The following is a 24,403-nucleotide window of genomic DNA, read 5'->3' on the forward strand; positions in this document are numbered from 1 at the left end:
GGACCGGGCGGCCGGTCCTGGCCTTTGCAAAGATGATCTGGCGCAAGGTCAGGTTCGACGCGTTGTAACAGGGTCCAGTTCGACCTCTGGAGCAACCGGGACGCCCCATGGCGCGTGATAACCTCAGCGGACTGACAACGGCGCAGGCTGGCCAACGGCTGGCTGAGGTCGGCCCCAACGCCCTGCCCCAGGCCTCGGGCCGTGGCCTGGCCAGGATCGTGCTGGAGACCCTGCGCGAGCCGATGTTCCTGCTGCTGATCGGGGCGGCGGGCCTCTATCTGGTGCTGGGCGACCTGGGCGAAGGCCTGTTCCTGATGGCCGGGGCGATCGCCACCATCGGACTGGTCGTCCTGCAGGAGACCCGAAGCGAGAACGCGCTGTCGGCCCTGCGCGACCTGTCCCAGCCCCAGGCCCGGGTGATGCGCGACGGGGTCGAGGTGCGGCTGGCCGCGCGCGATCTGGTTCCCGGCGACATCGTGCTGGTCGGCGAGGGCGAACGCCTGCCCGCCGACGGCGCCCTGGTGGCCGGCGACGTGCTGAGCGTCGATGAGTCGGCGCTGACCGGCGAATCCGCCCCGGTCTCGAAGCGCCCCCTGGCGGAGGGCGAAGCCGCCGACGCCGAGACCCAGCCCGGCGCCGAGACCGGTCCCTATCTGTTCTCTGGCACGCTGGTGGTTCGCGGCCAGGCCGTGGCGCGGATCGCCAGGACCGGCCCCCGCACGGCGCTGGGCAAGATCGGCGTCTCGCTGGCGGCCATCGTGCAGGAGCCCACCCCGCTGCAGAAGACGGCGGGACGGCTGGTGGCCCTGCTGGGCGTGTTCGCCATCGCCTTCTGCGTCGTCGTGGCGGTGGCCTATGGGCTGCTGCGCCAGGACTGGGTGGGCGGCGTTCTGGCCGGCATCACGGTCGCCATCGCCCTGATCCCCGAAGAATTCCCCATGGTGCTGGCCGTCTTCCTGGCCCTGGGGGCCGGACGCCTGGCCCGGCACAAGGTGCTGGTGCGGCGCAGCGCGGTGATCGAGGCCCTGGGCGGCGCCTCGTTCCTGTGCGTCGACAAGACCGGCACCCTGACCGAGAACCGCATGCGCGTGGCCCGCCTGTGGACTCAGGGCGAAGACCACCTGATCGAAGGGGACGCACCGCCAGCCGGGGCGGCGCTGACCCTGCTGCAGGCCGCCGGACTGGCCTGCGCCGTCCATCCGGTCGACCCGATGGACAAGGCTGTGCGGGCGCTACTGGGGCCCTCGCAGTCCCCCTCACCCGACACCCCGGCCGAACCGGAGCGGACCTGGCCCCTGCGCGCCGAGATGATGGCGATGATCCAGGCCTGGCGCGGCCCCGGGGATCGGTGGCGCGCCGCCGCCAAGGGCGCGCCGGAGGCGATCTTCCGGCTGTGCGGCCTGGCCGATGATGAGGTGGTCCGCCTGACGGGCGTGGTCGAGCACCTCGCCGTCCAGGGCCTGCGCGTGCTGGGCGTGGCGACCTGCCAGACCCAGACGGCCTTTCCCGACGATCCGGAGGACGCGCCGTTCGCGTTCGCGGGGCTGATCGGTTTCCTCGACCCCATCCGCCCCGATGTCCCGGCGGCGCTGAAACAGGCGCGGGAGGCGGGCATTTCGGTGCTCATGATCACGGGTGATCACCCCGCGACCGCCCTGGCCATCGCCGAGGCCGCGGGTCTGGACACCTCCGGCGGGGTCCTGCTGGGCGACGAGCTTGCCGCGCTCGACGACCCTGCCCTGGCCGAACGTCTTCGCCAGACGCGGATCTTCGCCCGCATCATCCCCGAGCAGAAGCTGCGCATCGTCCAGGCCCTGAAAGCGGATGGCCAGGTGGTGGCCATGACCGGCGACGGGGTCAATGACGCCCCGGCCCTGGAGGCGGCGCATATCGGCATCGCCATGGGGCAGAAGGGCACGGACGTTGCGCGCGAGGCCGCCGATCTGGTCATTCTCGACGACAGCTTCGCCTCGATCGTGGGCGGCGTGCGGCTGGGACGACGGATCTTCAACAACCTGCGCAAGGCGCTGGTCTATATCACCGCCATCCACGTGCCGATCGCCGGGGTGGCGCTGATCCCGATCGTCATGGGCCTGCCGCCCCTGCTGTATCCGATGCACGTGGTGTTTCTGGAACTGGTGATCGATCCGGTCTGCGCGATGGTGTTCGAGGCTGAGCCGGGCGGCGCCGAAGCGATGAAGCACCCGCCCAGACGCCCTGAAGAGCCGCTGTTTGGACCCCGCCAGCTGGGCCTGGCCCTGCTGCAGGGGGCCGGCGTGCTGGCCGGGGTGCTGGGGATCTATCTGTGGGCGCTGGACCATCATCCGGAAAATCAGGCCCGGGGCGCGGCCTTCCTGACCCTGGTGGCCGGCAACCTGATCCTGGCCCTGGCCGACGCCTCCTCGACCGGCGGCCGCCTGTTCGCGCCGCATCGGCGAATCTACTGGATCATCGCTTCGGCGGCGTCCGGCGTCCTGGCCCTGATCTTCGCCGTGCCGGCCCTGGACACCATCTTCAAGGTCGCGCCGCCGACGCCCGGCCTGCTGGCCAGCGCCCTGCTGGTCGCCCTGATCAGCGGCGGCTGGTTCGGACTGGCCCGCAAGCTGGGTCGCCGCCCGGCGCCCGCCGCCGGGGTCAGCTGAGGCCGCCCCGCACCCTCACCTGCGGCGTTCCGGCGGTCATCCGCCCAACCACCCGGCCGGCGGCGAACCCCGCGTCCAGCACCTGGCGCAGGACCGCGTCGGCGGCCTCCGGCGCCACGGCGATCAGCAGGCCGCCGCTGGTCTGCGGGTCAGCCAGCAGATCGCGGCGCCAGTCTGGCGCGCCGGCGGGCATCTCAACCGCCGCGCCATAGCTGGCCCAGTTGCGCACCGCCGCCCCGGTGCGCACCCCGGCCTGGGCCAGGGCGGCGACCTGCGGCAGCAGAACGGGCGCGTCGGCGTCCAGCTCTGCGGCCAGCCCGGCGCCCCGGCACATTTCCAGCAGGTGACCCAGCAGGCCAAAGCCCGTGACATCGGTGACGGCATGGACGCCTGCCACCTCGCCCAGCCCCGCCCCGACCGTGTTGAGCTGGGTGGTGGTGGCGATCAGGGCGCGGTAGCCCTCGTCGGAAAGGCGCTGTTGCTTGAACGCCGCGCTCAGCACGCCCACGCCCAGGGCCTTGGTCAGGATCAGCACGTCGCCGGCCCGCGCGCGCCGGTTGGACAGCACGCGATCGGGATGGACCAGGCCGAGGGCGACCAGCCCATAGATCGGCTCGACGCTGTCGATCGAGTGCCCTCCGGCGATCGGCACGCCCGCCGCCGCGCAGACCGAGGCGCCGCCGGCCAGGATCGCGCCGATGGTTTCGGTCGAAAGCCGGTCGATCGGCATGCCGACGATGGCCAGGGCGAAGATCGGCGTGGCCCCCATGGCATAGACATCCGACAGGGCGTTGGTCGCGGCGATGCGGCCAAAGTCATGGGGATCGTCGACCACGGGCATGAAGAAGTCGGTGGTGGCCACCAGGGCCTGCTGGTCGTTCAGCCGCCAGACGGCGGCGTCGTCCGAGGTCTCGGTCCCGACCATCAGGTTGGGAAATATCCCGGCGGCCGGAGACTGGGCCAGGATCTCGCGCAGCACCGCCGGAGACAGCTTGCAACCGCAACCGCCGCCATGGGCCAGCGAGGTCAGTCGAACGGGGTCGGACACGGGTTCTGGCAACGGGTGGCTCCTGGACGATCGCCCCCATCCTCGGGGCGAGTCTGCTCGGGGGACCTTACGATTCCCCGACGCCTCGCGCATAGTCGCGACCACGAAAAGCGGCGATGGCGAGATCCGGCAGCATGACGACCGACCTGTGGCGAAACCCCGAGCGGACATGAAGCCGCTTCAGGTCCTGACATCCGCCGACCCCGCCGCCCTGGCGGCCTTCGACCAGATCATCGATGTGCGCAGCCCCGGCGAATTCGCCCAGGATCACCTGCCCGGAGCGATAAACCTGCCGGTGCTTGATGACGCCCAGCGCGCCGAGGTGGGGACGATCTATGTCCAGGAGTCGCGCCTGCGCGCCAACCGCATCGGCGCGGCCCATGTGGCCCGCAATATCGCCCATCACCTGGAGACCGCACTCGCTGACCAGCCCGAGGGCTTCAGGCCTCTGGTCTATTGCTGGCGCGGCGGCCAGAGGTCCAACGCCATGGCCACCATCCTGCAGCGGGTGGGCTGGCAGACCGCCGTGCTGGACGGCGGATACCGGACCTATCGCCGCTGGGTTCAGGCCCGGCTGTATGACGCGCCCTGCGATCTGGACCTGATCCTGCTGGATGGCGACACCGGCTCGGCCAAGACCGCGATCCTCGCCGCCCTGGCGCAGCGCGGCGTTCAGGTCGTCGACCTGGAGGGCCTGGCCTGCCACCGCGGCTCGCTGTTCGGCGCCCTGTCGGGACAGCCCCAGCCCGACCAGAAGGGCTTCGAGAGCCAGCTGCTCGCAGCGTTCGACGCGCTGGATCCGACCCGCCCGGTGGTGGTGGAGGCGGAGTCGAGCAAGATCGGCAACCGGGTCCTGCCGCCGATGCTGTGGGCGGCCATGCGCAAGGCGCCGCGCATCGAGGTCACCGCCCCCCTGCCGGAACGCGCCCGCTATCTGGTCGAGACCTATGGCGACATCACCGCCCGGCGCGAGGCCCTGCTGGCGATCCTGGAACGTCTGCCGATCCATCCCAGCCTGAGGCGGCTGACAGCCTGGCGCGAAATGGTGGACCAGGGCGCCTTCACCGATTTGGCCGAAGCCCTGATGGCCGCCCACTACGACCTGGCCTATGCGCGGGAGCGGCGAAAGTCCGATCAGCCGACCCTGGCCAGCATCGCCCTGGACCGTCTGGACCCCGCCACGCTGGATCTCGCCGCGACCAGGATCCTGGAGGCGATCGCGGCGTCCAGGCGCTGATCCCATCGCGCGGCGTCCTCGCCCAGCCGTAGGTCCGCACGGCTGACAGGCAGGGCGCGTCCGGGATGCCGAAGCGGGGTCAGCGCCGCGCCTTGCGGCCGTCAGCACGCATTTTCGCTGGTCACGAGGCCACATCACCGCTAACCGGCCGGTATGATCCAACCTCACCTCTCCGGCGGCTATATCCTGGAAGAGCTTGTCGTCGGGATGGTCGCCGAGAAGCTCGTGACCGTTACCGAAGAGCGCATCCAGCGGTTTGCCGAGGCCTCGGACGACTTCAATCCCGTGCACATGGACGAGGCCTTCGCGTCTCGGACCGCCTATCGCGGGCGCATCGCCCATGGCCTGCTGTCGGCCTCGTTCGGCTCGGCCGTGGTCGGCACCATCCTGCCGGGCGCCGGCGCGATCTATCTGGGCCAGACCCTGGCGTTCCACAGGCCGGTGCGCATCGGCGACGTCGTGACGGCCCGGGTCACGGTCTCGGCCATCGACGAGGCCAGCGCACGCGTCGTGCTGCGCTGCGCGGCCTATGTCGGCGATGACCTGATCATGGATGGCGAGGCCACTGTCCGCGTGCCCCGCCGGCGCCGCCCGCCCAAGGCCTGATCACAAGGCCTGACCTGGTCGCTGCGGGCTCATGCCGCCTCGAAAGCGACACGAAAACGGTGCTATAGCCCCGCTCTCGTTCCGCACTAGCCGAAGACCGCCTTGCGCCCGATCAGAACCGCCCTTCTTGCCGCCTCCGCCCTGCTGGCGGCCTCGATCCTCGCCGGCTGCGCGACGGAAACCCACCAGACGGTCTATATCCCCGTGGTCGCGCCCACCCCGCCCAGCTCGCTGACGCCGCAGCCGGTGGTGCTGTTCAACCAGACCAAGGCCGGCCGCAAGCTGTTCACTCTGGACGCCGAGTTCCCCTATTGCGACGTCGAGACCGGCAAGGTGATCGTCGTGCCGCGCTGGTACGTCACCGACTTCGCCAGCGTGCCCTGGTACGGCCAGGGCTTTGTCGATCCGCAGGGTCCGACCGCCCGCGCCGCCATCGTCCATGATTGGCTGTACGCCGTGGGCGAGCCGGGCAAACGCGAAGAGGCCGACGCCATCTTCCACCGCGCCATGCTGCGCTATGGAGTCACGCCCTTCCAGGCCAACATCGCCTATCAGGCCGTGCGGGCCGGCGGCGAGAAGGGCTATGGCCTGCCCGGCGACTGGTGGTTCATCGATCCCAAGCGCCAGGAACTGCGCCAGCCGCCGCCCTTCCCCAGGCCGCGCACCGGCGCGGTCAGGATCATGCCGCGCTGCGTGGGCTTTGGCCCCCTGATCCAGTCCGGCTGGCGCGCCTATCCGATCAAGGCGCCCACCGTCTATATCCCGCCGCCTGTCGTGGTGACCAAGACGCCTCTGGATCAGGTCAAGCAGAACCTGCCCTGGGGCGGCGACAAGAAGAAATAACGCCGGTCGGCGACCTTGGGTTTAAACCCGAAGCAGCCTTTAATTCACGTTACACTTGCCTTTGACTGGAATCAGTTGACCAAGTGGTCTTGAGGGATATTCGAAACGGATTGCTCAAGATGGTATTGCGTCACGCTCTCATTATCGAAGACGAGATCCTGATCGCCATGGAGGTCGAAGCTCTGCTTCGCGAGCAGGGTTTCACCTCGGTCGATGTCGCCGACAACGCACAAGAGGCCCTCGATCTGGCCCTGCGCCGCAAGCCCGACCTGATCACCGCCGACTATCGCATCGTGGGCGGCAACGGCGAGGACGCGGTCCGCTCGATCCTGGCCCATCTCGGTCCCATCCCGGTGGTCTATGTGACCGGCAATGCCTGCTCGCTTTCGGCCGGCAGCACCAATCCGGTAGTGGAAAAGCCCGTCTCGCCGACGCGCCTGGCGCGAGCCTGTCAGGTGGCGATCCAGACGGCGGCTTGAGGCGCCGCGCCCCTCAATCTTCGAGAGAGGGACTTCAGCACGCCGCCGTCGGCGCGCCATACCGCGCATGCACCACCTTGGGCGCCGCAGCCCCGGCCAGCTGGATGACCGTCATCTGGTCGTACTCGCAGTCGCTCGGCGCCTGCGCGGCGGTGTCCCCCAGAGCCCTGGCGATGTTGGCGACGGTGTTACTGTGGCCGACGATCAGGACGGTGGCGTCGGCCGGCGCCGTGCGGGCCTGGTCGGCGAGGCGCTGGGCGTGGGCCGCGTCGCCGCCGGCGAAGGGCACGGGGACCACCGCTACACCGGCGGCCTGGGCGGCGGGCTCAGCCGTCTGCTGGGTGCGCTTGAGCGGGGTGGCCAGCACCATGGCGACGCGGGCGCCGCTCAGGGCCTGGGCCAAAGCCTGGGCGCGGGCCTGACCGGCCGCTGACAGGTCGGGATCGCCATTGGGCGCGACCTTCTCGCCGTGGCGGACGATCACCACCGTCTGGGCCAGGGCCGAGGAAGCGAACAGGACGGGCGCGAGGGCGATGGCGATGAGGCGGCGGATCATGCCTCGACCCTAGCGGCGGGCGCCGGGAACAACAACCAGCCGGCGGCGGCCCGCGCCGACGCGGCTTTCATGATTGATCTTACAAGCCTCATGGGGTCATCTGACCAATGATGCGTACCCTGATCCAGACCCTGAGCGCCGTGGCGCTGACCGCCGCGCTCTGCGCTTTTCCCGCCGCCGCCGAGGAGATCCCCCGCCTGGCGCCCCAGGGCGATGCGACCCAGCTGCTGGTCGACGGCAAGCCGTTCCTGATCCTGGGCGGAGAGCTGGGCAACTCCACCGCCTCCAGCCTGCCTTACCTGGAAAAGCAGTGGCCCACCCTGAAGGCCCTGGGCCTCAACACCGTGCTGGCCCCGGTGCAATGGGACCAGATCGAGCCGGTCGAGGGGCGCTTCGACTTCACGGTGATCGACGGCGTGATCGCCCAGGCGCGCGCTCACGACACGCGGCTGGTGCTGCTGTGGTTCGGGGCGTGGAAGAACAGCATGTCGACCTATACGCCCGCCTGGGTGAAGCGCGACGGCCAGCGTTTCCCGCTGGCGCGCTCGGCCGAGGGCAGGGTCCAGGAAATCCTGTCGCCCGTCGGCCCGGCCACCCTGGCCGCCGACGCCAAAGCCTTCGCGGCCCTGATGACTCACCTGAAGGCGGTGGATGGCGACCGGCGCACGGTGATCATGATCCAGGTCGAGAACGAGATCGGCATGCTGCCCTCGGCCCGCGATCACTCGCCGCTGGCCGAGGCGGAGTTCCGCAAGCCCGTGCCGGCCGCGGTGCTCAAGGCGACCGGAAAGACCGGCTCGGGCAGCTGGGAGCAGGTGTTCGGCAAGAGCGCCGCGACCGATGAGCTGTGGCAGGCCTGGTCATTCGGGCGCTTTGTCGAGGGACTGGCCAGCGCGGGTCAAAAGGCCTACCCGCTGCCGATGTACGTCAACGCCGCGCTGAACAAGCCCGGCGTCACTCCCGGCGGCTATCCCAGCGCCGGCCCCCTGCCCCACCTCTACGAGGTCTGGAAGGCGGCGGCGCCGTCGGTGTTCCAGGCGCCGGATATCTACTACCCCGACTTCAGCCATTGGGCCGCGCAGTACGACCGGCCGGGCAATCCGCTGTTCCTTCCCGAGGCAGACCGGGCCGGCAAGGTCGAGGCCCCGGCCAACGCCTTCTGGGCGATCGGCGAGCACGACGCGATCGGCTTCTCGCCGTTTTCCATCGAGAACGTGGCCGATCCGGCCAGCAATCCGCTCGCGGGGGCCTATGCCCTGCTGCGGGAACTGACCCCGACGATCCTGGCCCATCAGGGCAAGGGCGTGATGCGCGGCTTCCGTCCGCCGGTCAGCTTCGACGGCGTGGTCAATGAGACGCCCCAAACGGTGACGATGGGCGACTGGACGATAAAGGTGTCGTTCGTCGATCCCTGGACGCCGAAGGACAAGCAGACCTTTGCGGCGCATGGCGGCCTGGCGATCCGGCTGTCGGATGACGAGTTTCTGGTGGCCGGCTCGGGGATCACCCTGACCTTCGGCGAAGGCGTCGGGCTGGAGAAGGTGGTTGAGGGCCGGTTTGTCGACGGAAACTGGGTCGCAGGCCGCTGGCTCAACGGCGACGAGACGCACCAGGGCCGGCATGTGCGGCTGGAGCCCGGCCGGTTCCAGGCGCAGCGGGTGAAGCTTTATCGGTACAAATAGCTCCTCCCCCTCTGGGGGAGGTGGCCCAAAGGGCCGGAGGGGGCCAGCTCGGCTAAGGCCGCACTAGCCCCCTCAGTCACTCCGTGACAGCTCCCCCAGAGGGGGAGCTGCTCTTCACTTGCCGTTCGCATACACCCCGAACATCGCCCCCACGAACCCGCCGGCCTTCTTCGTCGACAGCATCGTCCCGTCCGCCCCAGCCTTCAGAACCTTCCAGTCTCCCGGCTTCACGGCATAGGCGAAGTCATACTCCCCGCCCCGCGCGGTGATCTTCAGCGCCACCGGACCGCCCGGAAGCGGCGCCTCGGCGACCACCACGCCGTCAACGGGTTCTCCCGCACCGGCCCTGCGCTCCAGTCGCAGGACCGGCTTGCCGCCCGAGCGCACCACGCCCAGGAAGTAGAAGAATTCGTCGCTCTGCAGCGCCGTCAGGCCCGCGCGGTCGCCGTCGGCGGTCGGCGCGAAGTCCACCGTCACCTGGGCGGTGGCGTTGATGTGCTGCTGGCGACGGCCCCAGAACGAGGGCTGGTCAGTCAGCTTGTCGGGGCGGGTCTGCAGGGTCAGGGCGCCCTGGCCCACGCTCCACCAGCGCTCGGTGGGGATGCGGAGGGTCATCCAGTTCAGCGGCAGCTCAGGACCGGCAAAGGTCTCGGCCGCCCTGAACGCCCCGGCGGTGGGCGGCGGCAGGACCTTGGGCGCGGGCAGGTTCGGCGCGGTCGCCACATAGGGGATGGTCTTGCCGTTCTCGAGGATCACCGGCCAGCCGTCCTTCCACTCGACCGGCAGCAGGAAGGTCTCACGGCCGGTATTGTAGAGGTCGTCGCCATAGGGCCGCACAGCCAGGAAGGTGGCCCACCACTGGCCGTCGGGGGTGTCGACGATGTCGGCGTGCCCGGCCGAGGTGATCGGCAGCATGCGATCCTTCGGCAGTCCGCGCTGGGTCAGGATCGGGTTGTTGGCATAGGGCGTATAGGGGCCGGTGACGCTCCTGGACCGCAGGGCGACCTGGCTGTGCCCCTCGGCCGTGCCGCCCTCGGCGGCGGTCAGATAGTACCAGCCGTCCTTCTTGAGGATGTGCGGGCCCTCGGGCCAGATCGGCTTGGTCGAGGGATCGACGCCCTTGTCCAGCAGCACGGTCCTCGGGCCGATCATCACCTGGGCCTTGGGATCGTATTCCTGGATCCAGATGGCGCGATGGCCGGAATATTCGACCGGTCCAGGCGGCCCGTCGTTGTTGACGATCCAGGCGCGGCCGTCATCATCGAAGAACAGCGAGGTGTCGATGCCGCCCACGCCGGGCAGCCACACCGGATCCGACCACGGCCCCTTCGGGTCCTTCGCCGTGATCAGGAAATTGCCCTGGCAGTCGACGCAGGTGTTGAGGATGTAGAACGTGCCCTCATGCTCCTCGATGGCCGGCGCGAACACGGCGCGCGACAGGCCCAGGCGCTTGAAGTCCAGCATGCCGGGCCGGTCGATGGCGTTGCCGATCTGCTCCCAGTGAACCAGGTCGGTCGAGTGCCAGACCGGCAGGCCGGGGAACCAGGCGAAGGTCGAATTGACCAGGTAGTAGTCGCCGCCCACCCGCGTGATGCTGGGGTCGGGGTAGAAGCCCTTGAGGATCGGGTTGCGGTACTGGCCGGGGGCCAGGGCGACCTGCGTATCGACGGGGTCGGCGCCGTCATAGGTGAAGTTGCGGAACTCCGCCTGGCCAGGTTTGGGCGCGGCGTGGGCGGCGGTTGCGGCCAGGGCCAGGGCGAGCGCGGTCAGGGTCGGGCGGATCATTGAAGAGCTCCACTAGTTGTCACTTGCCCCCTCCGCGCTGCGCGCTCCTCCCCCGGAGGGGGAAGATGAGAGCGTCTTCCCCCTGCGGGGGAGGACGACCGCGATAGCGGTCAGGAGGGGGCGTGCGGCGTCGGCAAGTTCACCGAACCGGCGCCGCCTTCAGCGCAGCCGCAACGGCCTCGCGCAGGGGCTTGGCCTGATAGTTGTCGTCGTACAGCGTCGGGCGCTTGGGCTTCTTGTCCTCGCGCAGCCACTGGTTCTGCAGCCAGGAATATTTGTCGACCATGCCCCAGGCCAGAACCTCCTTGGCCTGACGGTAGGACAGCATCAGGTCGAGATAGCCCTTGGCATAGGCCGCCACCGCGGCGTCGCGGGGGCCGAAGTCCAGGATCAGACCCTTGTCGTGGACATCGAACTCGGTGATCAGCAGGTCATAGCCCATGCCGGTGGCCTCATCGAGGAAGGCGCGCCATTCCTGCTCCTGCGGCTTGCCAAACCCGGTGAAGCTGTCGGCGTTCTCGGCGCCGATATGGGCCTGGACGCCCAGGGCGTCGATCGGCGTGCCGCGCTTGCGGAAGCCTTCCAGCAGCTTGAGTACGCCGTAGCGGTGCTTCTCGTTGCCGACCTCCCAGCTCATATAGTCGTTATAGACCAGGCGAGCCTTCGGCGCGGCGGCGCGGGCGGTGTGGAAGGCCAGGTCCAGGGTCTGTTCGCGGCCCAGGATGTCGGAAAAGACCGTGTTGCGCACCGAGCCGTCGGCCGGATCGACGGTCTCGTTGACCACATCCCACGAGATCATCTGCGGATAGTGCTGGCACAGCTTCTGGATATGCTCGGTCAGCATGGCCTCGGCGGCGACCTTGGGCTGGGGGCCGAAGTCGTGGGTCTTGATCCAGGCCGGGAACCACTGCGGGTGGTGCCACAGCAGGGTGTGACCGCGCAGGGCCTGGCCGTTGGCCTTGGCGAAGTCGGCGATGCGGTCGGCGCGCGAGAAGTCGAAGGCCTGCGGGCCGGCGGCGCGGATCACGTACCACTTCAGCTCGTTCTCGGGGACCAGCACGCCGCACTCGTCCTTGAGGATCTGGCGAAGGCGAGCGTCCTCGAACGAGCCGGTGAGCGACCCGACGGGGCCGGCGCCGACGGCGCTGCCGAAGATCAGGCCCTTGTCGCGGGCGAGGCTGGCCAGCGAAGGCGACGGCGCGGCCAGGGCCGGCAAAGCCGTCATCGCGCCGGCGGCGGCGCCCAGACCGAGGGCGGCGCGACGGGACAGGACCGTGGGAAACGAACGCATCGCCTAAGCCTTCAGAAAAAACGCGCACCGCCGGAGACGATGCGCGGAAAGGTGGAACTGTGGGAGTGCCCGGGCCCCCAAAGGCGGAGCCCGTTTTCGAAAGTCGCGCCGGCCCGGGGGAGACCGGACCGGCGCGGTTCCCGAAACCTAGAAGCTCGCGCGCACCACGAAGGTGTAGCGACGGTCGTTCATGAACCAGGAACGGCCGGTCTTGAGCAGGTCGTTGTTCAGCACCTGGCTGGTCATGGTGGTTTCGTTCAGCAGGTTCACGCCCTGGACGCCGACCTTCATCTTCGGATTGACGGTGTAGAAGAACGAGCCGTCCAGCTGGCCGGTCGCCTCGTTCATGATCGGCGCATAGGGCACGATCACGTCGCGGACGGTCAGCAGGAAGTCCGAGCGCCAGTTGTAGGCCAGACGGGCCGAGATCGGACCCTTCTCATAGATGGCCGCGAAGTTGGCGTTGTGCTTGGACAGGCCCTGCAGCGGCAGCTTGCTGGTGTCGACCGTGGTCACACGGCCGGCGCCGACGTCCGGATCGGTCGCCGACAGGGTGCTTTGCGGCACGCCCTTGCTGTCGATGTAGCTGTAGTTGGCGTTGATGCCGAACCCGTCCAGCGGCTTGGGCAGGAAGTCGTAGAACTGCTGGTAGCCGATCTCGAAGCCCTGAACATTGGCCTTCTTCGACGAGTTGCCCGGCTGGGTCACCAGAACGTCGAAGGTGGCGCCGTTGTTGGTGAACGGAATCCGGTGGGTCTTGTTGAACGCCACATCGGTCAGTTCCTTGTAGAACAGAGCCAGGGTCAGCGATCCCACCGAGTCAAAGTACCATTCCACCGAAGCGTCGACATTGGTCGACTGCGTCGGCTTCAGGCTGGGATTGCCGACGACGACGTTGCCGCTGGGCGCGCCGCTGTTGATGCCGTCGGCGTTGGTGTTCAGCGCAAGATTGAAATAGTTGCGGGTCAGGCCGACGTCGGGCGGCGTGATCGTCTTGGACAGGCCCAGGCGATACTGCAGACCGTGCGGCATCACGACCTTCACGTTCAGGCTGGGCAGCCAGTAGTCGAACTCGGTCTTGACCGTGCTGGCCACCGTCGCCCCGTTGCCCCAGGCCCTGGCATTGGCACGAACGGTCGGCGTCAGGCCGCAGAAGGAGGACGGATTGAAGGCGGCCTTCGGTTCCGGCAGGGCCTGCCAGTCGGTGAAGGCCTTGGTGCAATCGGCCTCGCTCGCCAGACCGGAGGTGATCGGGAACGCCAGGAAGCCGCTGCTTTCGCGCTTGGTCGTCGTATAGCGCAGCCCGATATTGCCGCTGACCCGGGCTTCACCGATGTCGCCCTTGAAGCGCGTCATCAGATAGGCCGACTGGGTGATCTCATTGATCGGGTTGATTTCCTGCGGGCGGAACGGCGTGCCGGCGGTGACGTTGCAACGCAGGGCCAGAGGCACCCAGTTCTGCGGGCAGCCCCCTGCAAGGCGCGTGCGCCACTCGTCGCCGACCGACAGGGCGAAGTCCGAAGCCGCCTTATACTCGGACGCGAGATTGCCGGTATAGAACAGGCGAGCCTCGGTGCCGGTCGGCAGCGGGGTCTGGCCGCGCAGGAAGTTGTCGAAACCGAACAGCGCGACCTTGCTGGTGCTGTCGCTGCCGCCGCTGGTGGTGGGCGAGCCGTTGATCGGGTCGCTCATCCACACCGGGCCGCCGCTACCCCAGACTTCGCTGAGCACGCCCCAGTTGTAGGACGAGAAGCGGGTGGTCTGGTCGCGCTCCGCCCAACGTACTCCGGCCTTGACCGAGTCAAACCAGCTGTCGTTGTTGAACTTGTATTCGACGTCGAACTTGGCCGCGTCTTCCGTACCCTCGGACTGCTCGATGTGGTCCATCGCCGAGCGCCAGAAGTTGTTGTACGGATCGGCCAGATTGTTGTGCGTGCCGCGTGCGTAGGACGGGCAGTTGCCGTTGAACGGCAGACAGTTGGACTGGGCCTGGCCGCTGGCCGGGGCCAGGAACTGGACGGTCGGCAAGTCGTTGCCATTGAGCGTGATGGCGGCGTTCTGGAAGCTCGACCCCCATAGCCCCATGCTGATCGCATCGACCTTGGAGTCGACATGTTGGGCGTCGAACTGGAAGCCCCAGCTGTCGTTCGGCGTCCACTTGAGGTTGAGGCCGTAGTCCGTCGTCATGTTCGTGGTGTTTTCGTCACGACGAACATTGTTCGACTGCAGGCCGTTGATCGGCGTGCGCGGGTCAGAGCCGGTCTGGTCGGCGCGCCAGCCCGTGTTGCCGGTGATCACACCGTTGGTGAAGATGCCGCTGTTGTCGAAGGTGAAGGTGGTGCCATCCACGGGGCGCGAGTCGCCGTTGCCCGCGACATTGTCCGTGGCGATTTCGATCGCGTGCTCGGTCCACTTGGTGGTCGATTCCGAGCGCAGGTACTGGAAGGCGGCCTGCATCGTGCCGTCATTGCTCTTCCACTGCACCGCGGCGGCCTGACCCTCGCGGCTGCGCTCGCTGGTGGTGGAGCGAAGCGCGGCGCCGCGCGGGAACCACACGCCCTTGGAGCCGTTGCCGCAGTCTGCGGGAGTCGCGCCCAGATTGGTGCGGCAGCCGAAGTTGGAAGCCTGGATGGCGTCGCTGCGGGTCTCGAGCTCGGAGTTCACATAGCTGACCAGAACGCCGAACTCACCGATATTGGTGTCGAAGCGGTCGCTGATCATGGCCGAATAGGTCGGGGTCCACGACTTGGCCATGTCGCCATAGCTGCCTTCGGCCGACACCGCGATCCGACGGCCGCTGCTGTCGAACGGCAGGCGGGTGCGCAGGTTGACGGTGCCCGAAATACCGCCTTCGATCATGTCGGCCGAGGGGCTCTTCAACACATCGACGCCGCCCATCAGCTCGGACGGAACGTCGGCGAAGCTCAGGATCCGGCCGTTGTTGGCGGTGAAGGTGTCGCGGCCGTTCAGCTCCGAACGCACGAAGTTCAGGCCACGCACGACCACGCCGCTGCCTTCGACCGAGAAGTGGTCGGGGTCAACGCCGGCGGCGAAACGGTTGATCGACACGCCGGGCACGCGCGACAGGGCCTCGGTCACCGACCGGTCTGGCAGGGCGCCGATGTCTTCAGCGGTGATCGAGTCGCCGATGACTTCGGACGACTGCTTCAGCGCCTGCGAGCTCTTCAGGCTCTGGCGGATGCTGGTGACCACGACCGCGTCAACGGCGACGGCGTCATCGGTCTTGGTCTGGGCGAACGCAGGCCCGGCGAAGATCGCCGCGCCAAGCGCCACGGCGGATGCGCCGCATTTCAAACCCGACATCAATGAATTTTGCCCGCGCTGCGCAGACGGCCTCTGAAAAGAGCCCATGTGTCTCACCTCCCCATTTTTTGGGTAGCGCACGTTAGCGCTACCATTGGCCATGTTACCGTGACCATTATTGGTCAGATCATATGACAGATCACCGGCTGTCAAGCGTTGCCACTCAGACGCGGCTCACGTAGCTGTGCAAAGGGGAGATACTTGGAACGAAGGGCTTCAAGGGCGTGTCGCCTGCACGACAGTCGCACCCAAGGCCTTTTCTACCTACGGTTTCCCCCCGATGGTTTGACCACCTGAACCGGAACTTTCCGTCCGGATAACAAGGCGATGACAACCAAAGACAGCGTTGTCAATTTACAGTTTGTCTCAAAGGCCGTTCCGTCAGAAAGGGCCGTGGGACAAATGGGGAGCGGAGGAAGCAGCGCGATGGATGACACCGGGAACAACGGTATCCGAAAAATCGTCATCGTCGGCGGCGGCACTGCAGGCTGGATGACGGCGGCCGGGCTCAGCGCGGTGCTGGGCGATTCGCGCGTCACCATCGACCTGGTTGAATCGGCCGAGATCGGTACGGTCGGCGTGGGTGAGGCCACCGTGCCGCACATCCGGAATTTCAATGCCAAGCTGGGCCTCGACGAGGCCGACTTCATGCGCAAGACCCAGGCCACCTACAAGCTGGGCATCGAGTTTCGCGACTGGGGCCGGAAGGGCGAGAGCTATATTCACCCCTTCGGCGGCTTTGGTCAGGGCATTGGCGGGGTCGCTTTCCACCAGCATTGGTTGCGGGCCAGGGCTCGGGGCGAGGCCGACGGCATCGAGGCCTACAGCCTGCCGATCGTGGCCGCCCGGCTGAACCGGTTCGCCCCGCCCTCCTCTGATCAGCGCTCGCTGGGATCGACCTTTTCCTACGCCTACCAGTTCGATGCGGGGCTCTACGCCCAGTACCTGCGGGCCTATTCCGAGGCGCGGGGCGTCCGGCGCACCGAGGGCAAGATCCTGGATGTCGCGTTGCGCGGCGAGGACGGCTTTGTCGAGGCCGTGACCCTGGAAAGCGGCCAGCGGATCGAGGGCGACCTGTTCATCGACTGCTCCGGCTTCCGGGGCCTGTTGATCGAGCAGGCCCTGAAGACCGGCTATGAGGACTGGACCCACTGGCTGCCCTGCGACCGGGCGGCGGCCGTGCCCTGCGACGCGGTGGAGCCGCCCACGCCCTATACCCGCGCCACCAGCGACGAGGCCGGCTGGCGGTGGCGGATCCCCCTGCAGCACCGGGTGGGCAACGGCTATGTCTATTGCAGCAGCTATATCAGCGACGACGAGGCGGCCCGAGTGCTGGTCTCCAAGCTGGACGGCAAGGCTCAGCAGGACCCGCGCTTCCTGCGGTTCGTCACAGGCCGCCGCAAGAAGCAGTGGAACCGGAACGTCGTGGCCATTGGTCTGGCCTCCGGCTTCCTGGAGCCGCTGGAAAGCACCAGCATCCACCTGATCCAGGTGGCCATCTCCATCCTGCTGGAACTGTTCCCCGAGCGCGGCTGCGCCGGCGCCGACCAGGACGAGTACAACCGCGTCATGGACCTGGAGTTCGAGCGCATTCGCGACTTCCTGGTGCTGCACTATCACGCCACCCAGCGCGACGACTCCGCCTTCTGGCGCGACAAGGCCGCCGCCCCCATCCCCGACAGCCTGGCCTACAAGATGGACCTGTTCCGCGATCGGGGCATGGTGGTGAAGTATCGCGACGGCTTCTTCCTGGAGCCCTCCTGGCTGGCCGTCTATCTGGGCCAGAACATCCTGCCGCGCGGCTATGACCCGATGGCCGACGCCGTCGATCCGGGCGAGGCCGCCCGCAAGCTGGCCGAACTGAAGGCGGCGGTGCGGCGCACGGCCGAATCCATGCCGGGACACCAGGCGTTTATCGAGAAATTCTGCGACGCGCGGGGGGCGGCATGAGCGCCCCTCCCCTGGGCCGGGTCGCCATCATCGGCGGCGGTGTCGAGGCCTGGATGACGGCCGCCGGCCTGGCCCGCGCCACCGGTGGCCAGGCCGCGATCCGTGTCGTCGAGACCGGGCCCGTCATGACCGGCGCACTGTCCACCCTGCCCTCGCTGCGATCGTTCCACACCCTGCTGGGCCTGGACGAGGCGGCGCTGATGGCCGCCACCCTGGCGACCTACAGGCTGGGCTCGCGGTTCAGCGGCTGGACGCCGGGCGCCAGCTTCTGCGACGCCTTCGGCGAGATCGGGGCCAGTCTGGAGGGCGTCGGCTTCCACCACTACTGGAGCCGCCTTCGCCTGGCCGGCGACGCCACGCCGCTGGATGACTACAGCCTGGCCGCCGTCATCGCGCGGCTGGGCCGGTTCGCAGGCCCCGACCCCGATCCGCGATCACCGCTGTCGACCCTGACCTATGGCCTGCACCTGGACGCCGGCCTCTATGTGGACGTGCTGCGGCGCCTGGCCCTGCAGGGCGGCGTGGCCGCCAGCGCCGGCGAGGTCGCAGAGGTGGTTCGCGACGGCCAGAGCGGCCACATCGCGGCTGTGGCGCTGGCCGACGGCGAGCGTGTCGAGGCGGAACTCTTCGTCGACTGCACAGGCCCTGCCGCCCTGCTGATGGGAGACGAACCGTTCGAGGACTGGTCGACCCTGCTGCCCGCCGACCGCGCCGTGCGGATCGCCGCGCCGGTCTTGAGCGACGCGCCGCCCCTCACCGAGATCGAGGCGACCGCCGAAGGCTGGCGCTGGCGGATCCCGCTGCGCGACCGACTGGATGGCGGCCTGACCTATCGCGCCGAACTGACCAGCGACGCGGCGGCCGTGAAGGCGGCCTGGGCCGGCCTGCCTGCAGAGGGCGCCTCGGAGCCCCGGTTCATGACGATCCGCAACGGCCGGCGGGCCCGCGCCATGGTCGGCAACTGCGTGGCCATCGGCGGCGCGGCCGGCAGGGTCGAGGCCGTGGACGGCGCCGATGTCCACCTGATCCAGAGCGGCGTCACCCGCCTGATCGCCCTCTTCCCCCGCCCCGGCGGCGCGCCGGTGGCCGCCGAAGAGTATAACCGCCTGGGCGGGGAGACGTTCGAACGCGTCCGCGACATGGCCATCCTGCATTATCGCCGCGCCGGCCGCCGTGACGGCGCGATCTGGGACCTGGGCCGCGACGCCCCCGTTCCCGACAAGCTGGCCTATCGGATCGCCCAGTTCGAGAGCCGCGGCCGGGTGGTGATGTATGACGAGGAGAGCTTCCTGGAGCCCAGCTGGATCGCCGCCTTCATCGGTCACGGCGTGCTGCCGGGGCGCTACGATCCGCTGGCCGACAGGATGCCGCTGGAGCGCGCGCGCATGACCCTGGACCGCATGCGGCAGATCTTCCGCCAGACGGCCGAGCGGGCGCCGACCCATGCGGCGGCGCTGGCGCGGGTGGCCCCATGAACAGCAATCCCGTCCGCAAGGTCCTGATCGTCGGCGGCGGCACGGCCGGCTGGATGACGGCCGCCGCCCTGGCCAAGGTGCTCAAGGGCGTCGAGGTCACCCTGATCGAAAGCGACGCCATCGCGACCGTCGGCGTCGGCGAGGCGACGATCCCGCCGATCACCACCTTCAACCAGATCCTGGGCCTGGACGAAGCCGACTTCATGCGGGCCACAAAGGCCAGTTTCAAGCTGGCCATCGAGTTCGTCGACTGGACGGCGCCGGGCTCGCGCTACCTGCACCCGTTCGGCGGCTTTGGCCTGGATATCGAGGCCATCAAGTTCCACCAGTTCTGGCTGAAGGCCCAGTCGCAAGGGTCCACCCAGCCCCTCGACGACTTCAACCTGTCGGCCACGGCGGCGCGGATGGGCCGGTTCATGCTGCCCAGCAAGGACCCCGGCCAGGTGCTGTCGAGCCTGAAATACGCCTTCCATTTCGACGCCGGGCTCTATGCTCGCTACCTACGCGACTACGCCGAAAAGCGCGGGGTGATCCGCCGCGAGGGCAAGGTGGTGGATGTGTCCCTGCGCGGCGAGGACGGCTTCATCACCTCGGTCACCACCGACGGCGGCGCGGTGATCGAGGCCGACCTGTTCATCGACTGCTCGGGCTTTCGGGGTCTGCTGATCGAGCAGGCGCTGGATACGGGCTTCGAGGACTGGGGCCACTGGCTGCCCAACGATCGCGCCGTCGCCATGCCGTGCGAGACCGGCGGCGACGGCCTGACGCCCTATACCCGGGCCACGGCCGATACGGCCGGCTGGCGCTGGCGCATCCCGCTGCAGCACCGCACCGGCAACGGCTATGTCTATTCCAGCCAGCACATCAGCGACGACGACGCTGTGGCCCGTCTGCGCGCCACCCTGGACGGGCCGGCCCGGGCAGAGCCCAATTTCATCCGGTTCCGGGCCGGGCGGCGCAAGCAGATCTGGGTCAAGAACTGCGTCGCCATCGGCCTGGCCTCGGGCTTCCTGGAGCCGCTGGAGAGCACCAGCATCCACATGATCCAGGCGGGGATCACCAAGCTGCTGGCCCTTTTCCCCGACAAGGGTTTCGATCCGGTCGAGATCGCCGAATACAACCGCCTGACCATCCTGCAGACCGAGCTGATCCGCGACTTCATCATCCTGCATTTCAAGGCCAATGAGCGTCCCGAGCCCTACTGGAAAAGGGCCCGTGAGATGGCGATCCCCGAAAGCCTGCAGCGCAAGATCGACCTGTTCGCGGCGCGGGGGCGCCTGTTCCAGTCGGACTATGACCTGTTCGCCGAGCCCTCGTGGATCGCCGTGATGCTGGGCCAGAACATCCGGCCGCGAAACTATGATCCGCTGGTCGACACCCTGGACGAGCAGCTGGTGCGCGGCCAGATGCAGCGTCTGGCCGCCCTGGTGCGCCAGACGGCGGAGGCCCTGCCGACCCACGAAGCCTTCATCGCCCGCTACTGCGCCGCGCCCGACCTTGAGAAAGCCCGATGACCAGCGTCAACCGTCTTCGCAAGGTCGTCATCGTCGGCGGCGGCACCGCCGGCTGGATGACCGCCGCCGCCCTGGGCCGCTTCCTGACCCGCGACGGTCAGACGGAGGTAACCCTGGTGGAATCCGAGGCCATCGGCACCGTGGGCGTCGGCGAATCGACGATCCCGCAGATCAACATCTTCAATCGCATGCTGGGCGTCGACGAGAACGAGTTCGTTCGCAAGACCAAGGCCACCTTCAAGCTGGCCATCGAGTTCGTTGACTGGAAGGCGATCGGTCACAGCTATCACCATCCGTTCGGCCCCTATGGCGTCGACATGGAAGCCGTCTCGTTCCACGCCTATTGGCTCAAGCTGCACGGCCAGGGCCTGGAGCCAGACCTTGGGGCCTATTCGCTCAATGCCGTCGCGGCCCGGCAGAACCGGTTCATGCGTCCCAACGGACAGGCCAATTCGCCGCTGGGCGCGATCGCCTATGCCTTCCAGTTCGATGCCGGCCTCTATGCCCGCTATCTGCGCGACTATGCCGAGGCGCGCGGGATCGGGCGGCAGGAGGGCAAGATCACCACGGTGCAGCAGGACGACCTGACCGGCTTCGTCACCTCGGTCACCCTGGAGAGCGGCGAGATCATCGAGGGCGATCTGTTCATCGACTGCTCGGGCTTCCGCGGCCTGCTGATCGAGCAGACCCTGCAGACGGGCTATGAGGACTGGTCGCACTGGCTGCTCAATGACCGCGCCGTCGCTGTGCCCTGCACCCTCGGCGGATCGAACGCCCCGGTCACCCGCGCCACCGCCCGGCCGGCCGGCTGGCAATGGCGCATCCCGCTGCAGCACCGCCTGGGCAACGGCTATGCCTATTCCAGCGCCCATATCAGCGAGGATGAGGCCACGGCCTATCTGCTGGCCCATCTGGACGGCGAACCCCTGGCCGCGCCCAACCAGATCCGCTTCACCGCCGGCCGCCGCAAGAAGAGCTGGAACAAGAACGTGGTCGCCATCGGACTGGCGGCCGGCTTCATGGAGCCGCTGGAAAGCCAGTCGATCCACCTGATCCAGGTGGGTATAGCCCGGCTGCTGGCCATGTTCCCCGATCGCGATTTCCGCCAGCCTGACATCGACCGCTACAATCGGGTGATGGCCTTTGAGTACGAGAAGATCCGCGACTTCATCATCCTGCATTTCAAGGCCACCCAGCGGAACGACACGCCCTACTGGGACTATCTGCGGGAGATGAGCGTCCCCGACTATCTGACCGACAAGATCGCCATGTTCGAAAGCTATGGCCGGATCTTCCGCGAGAACGACGAGCTGTTCAACGACACCTCGTGGTTTGCGGTCATGGTCGGCCAGGGCCTGCTGCCCAGGGGCTATGACCCGATGGTCGACGTGATGAGTGACGAGGAACTGGTCCGGCGCATGGCCGACATCAAGTCGGTGATCGCCAAGTCGGCCGAGGTGATGCCGGGGCATTTCGAGTTTATCAAGGCAAACTGCGACGCGATGGGGTGAGGCCGGCGCGCCGGCGCCCTGTGTCATTTCGTCCCGCCGCCCTTCATTGAAACGTCCAGTCCATGCGTGCATGGTCAAGAGCCTGAATCAGGCGGGGGCGCGGCATGTTGATTCTCGATACCGCACCAGACCTTGAGCGGCGGCGTCTCGCGGCGCTCTGGGCGTTGGACATTCTCGACACCCTCGATGAGGACGGCTTCAACGACCTGGTCGCCGAGGTCTCCGAGACCTGCGACACGCCGATCTCCCTAATTTCACTGGTCGACACTGACCGCCAGTGGTTCAAGGCGCGGGTCGGAATCGACGCTCAGGAAACCCCGCGCGACGTGGCCTTCTGTAACCACGCCATCCAGACGCCGGCGCTGTTCGTGGTCGAGGATGCGACCCAGGATCCCCGCTTCCTGGACAATCCCCTGGTCACCGGGGCGCAGGGCATTATGGCCTATGCCGGCGCGCCCCTGACCACGGTCGATGGTTTGCGGATCGGCACGATATGCGCCATCGACACCCGGCCCAAGCGCTGGACGCCGCGCGAGTTGCGCTGCCTGGAACGCCTGTCGCGCGTCGCCATGACCATGATCGAGAGCCGGGCCGGCGCCCGGGTCGCCGTCGCCCAGATCCAGGCGCTCGAGGACTTGCGTCGAAGCGACCAGCGCTATCGGACCATCATCGCCGCCATGCGCGAAGGCGTAGTGCTGCAGGACCAGGCCAGCGTCATTGTCGAGCACAACGCCCATGCCGCACTGCTGCTGGGCATGACCAGCGACCAGCTGGCCGGCCGTTCCTCGGCGGATCCCGACTGGAGCCTGATCACGGCCGAGGGCGCGCCCCTGACCGTAGACCAGCAGCCTTCGATGCAGTGCCTGAGCACAGGCAAGCCGGTTCTGGATTTCATGCTGGGTGTCAATCTGCCCAACCGCGAGCAGCGCTGGTTGAACGTCAACTCCCTGCCGATCTTCGAGGGCGACGACGCCGCCCCCGCCCAGACCCTGACCACCTTCGTCGACATCACCCAGCTGAAGCGTCAGGAGGTCGCCCTGACCGAAGCGGTCGCCGCCGCCGAGCGGGCCAGCGCGGCCAAATCGACCTTCCTGGCCAATGTCAGCCACGAGATCCGCACCCCGCTCAACGGCGTCATCGCCCTGGCCAAGGCCCTGTCGCGCCTCAACATGCCCGACCGCCAGCGCGAGATGGTGGACATCATCGTGCACTCGGGCGAGTCGCTGGAGCGCATCCTCAACGACCTGCTCGACATCGCCAAGATCGAGGCCTCGCGCATGGAGCTGGAGATCGCGCCGTTCGATCTTGCGGCCGAGATCCATACCTGCACCGACCTGATGCGCCTGCGCGCCGACGGCAAGGGCATCGCCTTTGATGTCGCCTTTTCGCCCGAGGCGAACGGCTTCTTCCTGGGCGACGCCTTGCGGCTGCGACAGGTGATCGCCAATCTGACGGCTAATGCCATCAAGTTCACCGACAGCGGCGGTGTCAGCCTGATCGTCGAGGTCGAGACCCTCGCGGCGGAAGACTGCCGGCTGAAGGTCACCGTCAACGACACCGGCATCGGCCTGGACCCGGATGTGCTGCCTCGGCTGTTCGAGCGCTTCGTGCAGGGCGACGACACCGTCACGCGGCGCTTTGGTGGCACCGGACTGGGCCTGGCCATCTGCAAGACCCTGGTGATCCTGATGGGCGGCGAGATCGAGGCGCGGGCGCTTCCCGAAGGCGGCAGCAGCTTTGCCTTCAGCTTGCCCCTGCGCCGCGCCGAAGCGCCCGCTGCGGCCGCCCCTGAACAGGGCGCCCCAGCGCTGAGCATGGATCAGCGTCTTCGCGTCCTGTTGGCCGAAGATCATCCCGTCAATCGCCGGGTCGTCGAACTGCTGCTCGAACCGCACAAGGTCGAGCTGGTGATGGCCGAGAACGGGGCCGAGGCCTTTGCCAAGTTCAGCGAGTCGCAGTTCGACGTTGTCCTGATGGACATGCAGATGCCGGTGATGGACGGCCTGTCGGCTACGGCCAGTATCCGCCGCTGGGAGGCGACGATGCAAAGACCTCCGACGCCGATCATCATGATGACGGCCAACGCGTCTACCGACCACCGCGAACAGGCGATGGTCGCCGGCGCCGACGGGTTCATCACCAAGCCGGTCACGCCAGACAGCCTCTATGCCGGGATCGACGCCGCCTTGTCGCTCAGCACCGCAGCAGCCTGAGCCCGCTGCGCCGACAGGCGCAACAAGGTCTGACCTATAGCTTTTGTCCTTAACGGCCCCCGTCGGGTTCAATGCCCCTGGCGGGCTGCGATCTGCCATGCGCCGGCAACGCGGCGGGATTCGACGCCTGTGGGGCGGTGCGCGGCCCGCAAGGTATGACCACATTGACTTGAAAGGCCTTACCTCTTAACTCTGCAATCCTGTGACCGCTACCACCGCAAGGCGGCCAAGGACGAACGAGCGCGTA

At 67.8% G+C, this 24,403-nt stretch carries 16 protein-coding genes; 11 read left to right on the forward strand and 5 right to left on the reverse strand.

Annotated elements, in window-relative coordinates; genetic code table 11:
* Positions 1–107: 107 nt before the first annotated feature.
* Positions 108–2,642 carry a cation-translocating P-type ATPase gene (locus ACN2C7_RS15695; RefSeq protein WP_419318051.1) on the forward strand — a complete coding sequence of 845 codons (2,535 nt, stop codon included), beginning with the start codon at positions 108–110 and terminating at the stop codon, positions 2,640–2,642.
* On the opposite strand, the gene selD is transcribed toward ACN2C7_RS15695, so the two are convergent.
* Positions 2,635–3,702: a selenide, water dikinase SelD gene (selD, locus tag ACN2C7_RS15700; RefSeq protein WP_419318053.1), complete on the reverse strand. Its 1,068-nt coding sequence runs from the start codon at positions 3,700–3,702 to the stop codon at positions 2,635–2,637. The genes ACN2C7_RS15695 and selD overlap by 8 nt on opposite strands.
* A 157-nt stretch (positions 3,703–3,859) precedes the next feature.
* On the opposite strand from selD, the gene mnmH reads away from it, so the two are divergent.
* From mnmH to ACN2C7_RS15720, 4 genes are all read left to right on the forward strand, one after another.
* A complete protein-coding gene (mnmH, locus tag ACN2C7_RS15705; RefSeq protein WP_419318055.1) occupies positions 3,860–4,927 on the forward strand; it encodes a tRNA 2-selenouridine(34) synthase MnmH in 1,068 nt (355 codons plus the stop codon).
* Between the two features lie 153 nt (positions 4,928–5,080).
* Complete coding sequence (locus ACN2C7_RS15710; protein WP_419318056.1) at positions 5,081–5,533, forward strand: MaoC family dehydratase; 453 nt, start codon at positions 5,081–5,083, stop codon at positions 5,531–5,533.
* Between the two features lie 102 nt (positions 5,534–5,635).
* On the forward strand, positions 5,636–6,376 hold the full coding sequence (locus tag ACN2C7_RS15715; protein ID WP_419318057.1) for a DUF1353 domain-containing protein: 741 nt from the start codon (positions 5,636–5,638) through the stop codon (positions 6,374–6,376).
* A gap of 125 nt (positions 6,377–6,501) precedes the next feature.
* The gene (locus ACN2C7_RS15720) at positions 6,502–6,855 is read left to right on the forward strand and encodes a response regulator (RefSeq protein WP_419318058.1); all 354 of its coding nucleotides are present in this window, start codon (positions 6,502–6,504) and stop codon (positions 6,853–6,855) included.
* 34 nt (positions 6,856–6,889) lie between these two features.
* Here the strand turns inward: ACN2C7_RS15720 and ACN2C7_RS15725 are convergent, their stop codons facing one another.
* On the reverse strand, positions 6,890–7,411 hold the full coding sequence (locus ACN2C7_RS15725; RefSeq protein ID WP_419318059.1) for a histidine phosphatase family protein: 522 nt from the start codon (positions 7,409–7,411) through the stop codon (positions 6,890–6,892).
* 110 nt (positions 7,412–7,521) lie between these two features.
* On the opposite strand from ACN2C7_RS15725, the gene ACN2C7_RS15730 reads away from it, so the two are divergent.
* The gene (locus tag ACN2C7_RS15730) at positions 7,522–9,093 is read left to right on the forward strand and encodes a DUF5597 domain-containing protein (protein ID WP_419318060.1); all 1,572 of its coding nucleotides are present in this window, start codon (positions 7,522–7,524) and stop codon (positions 9,091–9,093) included.
* Between the two features lie 114 nt (positions 9,094–9,207).
* On the opposite strand, the gene ACN2C7_RS15735 is transcribed toward ACN2C7_RS15730, so the two are convergent.
* The 3 genes from ACN2C7_RS15735 to ACN2C7_RS15745 all read right to left on the reverse strand — a co-directional run bounded on the left by ACN2C7_RS15735 (position 9,208) and on the right by ACN2C7_RS15745 (position 15,541).
* Entirely contained in the window at positions 9,208–10,878 is a 1,671-nt protein-coding gene (locus tag ACN2C7_RS15735) for a glycoside hydrolase family 43 protein (protein ID WP_419318061.1), read from the reverse strand.
* Positions 10,879–11,017: 139 nt separating this feature from the next.
* Positions 11,018–12,169, reverse strand: coding sequence for an endo-1,4-beta-xylanase (locus tag ACN2C7_RS15740; RefSeq protein ID WP_419318062.1), 1,152 nt, complete (start codon positions 12,167–12,169; stop codon positions 11,018–11,020).
* Positions 12,170–12,316: 147 nt separating this feature from the next.
* Positions 12,317–15,541 (reverse strand): TonB-dependent receptor, encoded by a 3,225-nt coding sequence (locus tag ACN2C7_RS15745; protein ID WP_419318064.1) that lies wholly within the window; start codon positions 15,539–15,541, stop codon positions 12,317–12,319.
* 378 nt (positions 15,542–15,919) lie between these two features.
* Here ACN2C7_RS15745 and ACN2C7_RS15750 point away from each other — a divergent pair, with 378 nt between their 5' ends.
* From ACN2C7_RS15750 to ACN2C7_RS15770, 5 genes are all read left to right on the forward strand, one after another.
* Entirely contained in the window at positions 15,920–17,443 is a 1,524-nt protein-coding gene (locus ACN2C7_RS15750) for a tryptophan halogenase family protein (protein WP_419318066.1), read from the forward strand.
* Positions 17,440–18,918, forward strand: a complete 1,479-nt coding sequence (locus ACN2C7_RS15755; RefSeq protein ID WP_419318068.1) for a tryptophan halogenase family protein — start codon at positions 17,440–17,442, stop codon at positions 18,916–18,918. The genes ACN2C7_RS15750 and ACN2C7_RS15755 overlap by 4 nt, the downstream gene beginning before the upstream one ends.
* Positions 18,915–20,432, forward strand: a complete 1,518-nt coding sequence (locus ACN2C7_RS15760) for a tryptophan halogenase family protein (RefSeq protein ID WP_419318070.1) — start codon at positions 18,915–18,917, stop codon at positions 20,430–20,432. The genes ACN2C7_RS15755 and ACN2C7_RS15760 overlap by 4 nt, the downstream gene beginning before the upstream one ends.
* Entirely contained in the window at positions 20,429–21,943 is a 1,515-nt protein-coding gene (locus ACN2C7_RS15765) for a tryptophan halogenase family protein (RefSeq protein WP_419318072.1), read from the forward strand. The genes ACN2C7_RS15760 and ACN2C7_RS15765 overlap by 4 nt, the downstream gene beginning before the upstream one ends.
* A 104-nt stretch (positions 21,944–22,047) precedes the next feature.
* Entirely contained in the window at positions 22,048–24,156 is a 2,109-nt protein-coding gene (locus ACN2C7_RS15770) for a response regulator (protein ID WP_419318074.1), read from the forward strand.
* Positions 24,157–24,403 lie beyond the last annotated feature (247 nt).

Origin of the sequence: Caulobacter sp. ErkDOM-E (genome assembly GCF_048541895.1) — a bacterium.
In the GTDB taxonomy this organism is placed as follows: domain Bacteria; phylum Pseudomonadota; class Alphaproteobacteria; order Caulobacterales; family Caulobacteraceae; genus Caulobacter.

What these genes read in the sequence shown, in the direction of transcription:
- ACN2C7_RS15735 (WP_419318061.1), bottom strand. Translation starts at nt 10,878, where the DNA reads ATGATCCGCCCGACCCTGACCGCGCTCGCCCTGGCCCTGGCCGCAACC.
- ACN2C7_RS15765 (WP_419318072.1), top strand. Translation starts at nt 20,429, where the DNA reads ATGACCAGCGTCAACCGTCTTCGCAAGGTCGTCATCGTCGGCGGCGGC.
- ACN2C7_RS15695 (WP_419318051.1), top strand. Translation starts at nt 108, where the DNA reads ATGGCGCGTGATAACCTCAGCGGACTGACAACGGCGCAGGCTGGCCAA.
- ACN2C7_RS15760 (WP_419318070.1), top strand. Translation starts at nt 18,915, where the DNA reads ATGAACAGCAATCCCGTCCGCAAGGTCCTGATCGTCGGCGGCGGCACG.
- ACN2C7_RS15770 (WP_419318074.1), top strand. Translation starts at nt 22,048, where the DNA reads ATGTTGATTCTCGATACCGCACCAGACCTTGAGCGGCGGCGTCTCGCG.
- ACN2C7_RS15750 (WP_419318066.1), top strand. Translation starts at nt 15,920, where the DNA reads ATGGATGACACCGGGAACAACGGTATCCGAAAAATCGTCATCGTCGGC.
- ACN2C7_RS15710 (WP_419318056.1), top strand. Translation starts at nt 5,081, where the DNA reads ATGATCCAACCTCACCTCTCCGGCGGCTATATCCTGGAAGAGCTTGTC.
- ACN2C7_RS15745 (WP_419318064.1), bottom strand. Translation starts at nt 15,541, where the DNA reads ATGGGCTCTTTTCAGAGGCCGTCTGCGCAGCGCGGGCAAAATTCATTG.
- mnmH (WP_419318055.1), top strand. Translation starts at nt 3,860, where the DNA reads ATGAAGCCGCTTCAGGTCCTGACATCCGCCGACCCCGCCGCCCTGGCG.
- ACN2C7_RS15725 (WP_419318059.1), bottom strand. Translation starts at nt 7,411, where the DNA reads ATGATCCGCCGCCTCATCGCCATCGCCCTCGCGCCCGTCCTGTTCGCT.
- ACN2C7_RS15755 (WP_419318068.1), top strand. Translation starts at nt 17,440, where the DNA reads ATGAGCGCCCCTCCCCTGGGCCGGGTCGCCATCATCGGCGGCGGTGTC.
- ACN2C7_RS15730 (WP_419318060.1), top strand. Translation starts at nt 7,522, where the DNA reads ATGCGTACCCTGATCCAGACCCTGAGCGCCGTGGCGCTGACCGCCGCG.
- ACN2C7_RS15740 (WP_419318062.1), bottom strand. Translation starts at nt 12,169, where the DNA reads ATGCGTTCGTTTCCCACGGTCCTGTCCCGTCGCGCCGCCCTCGGTCTG.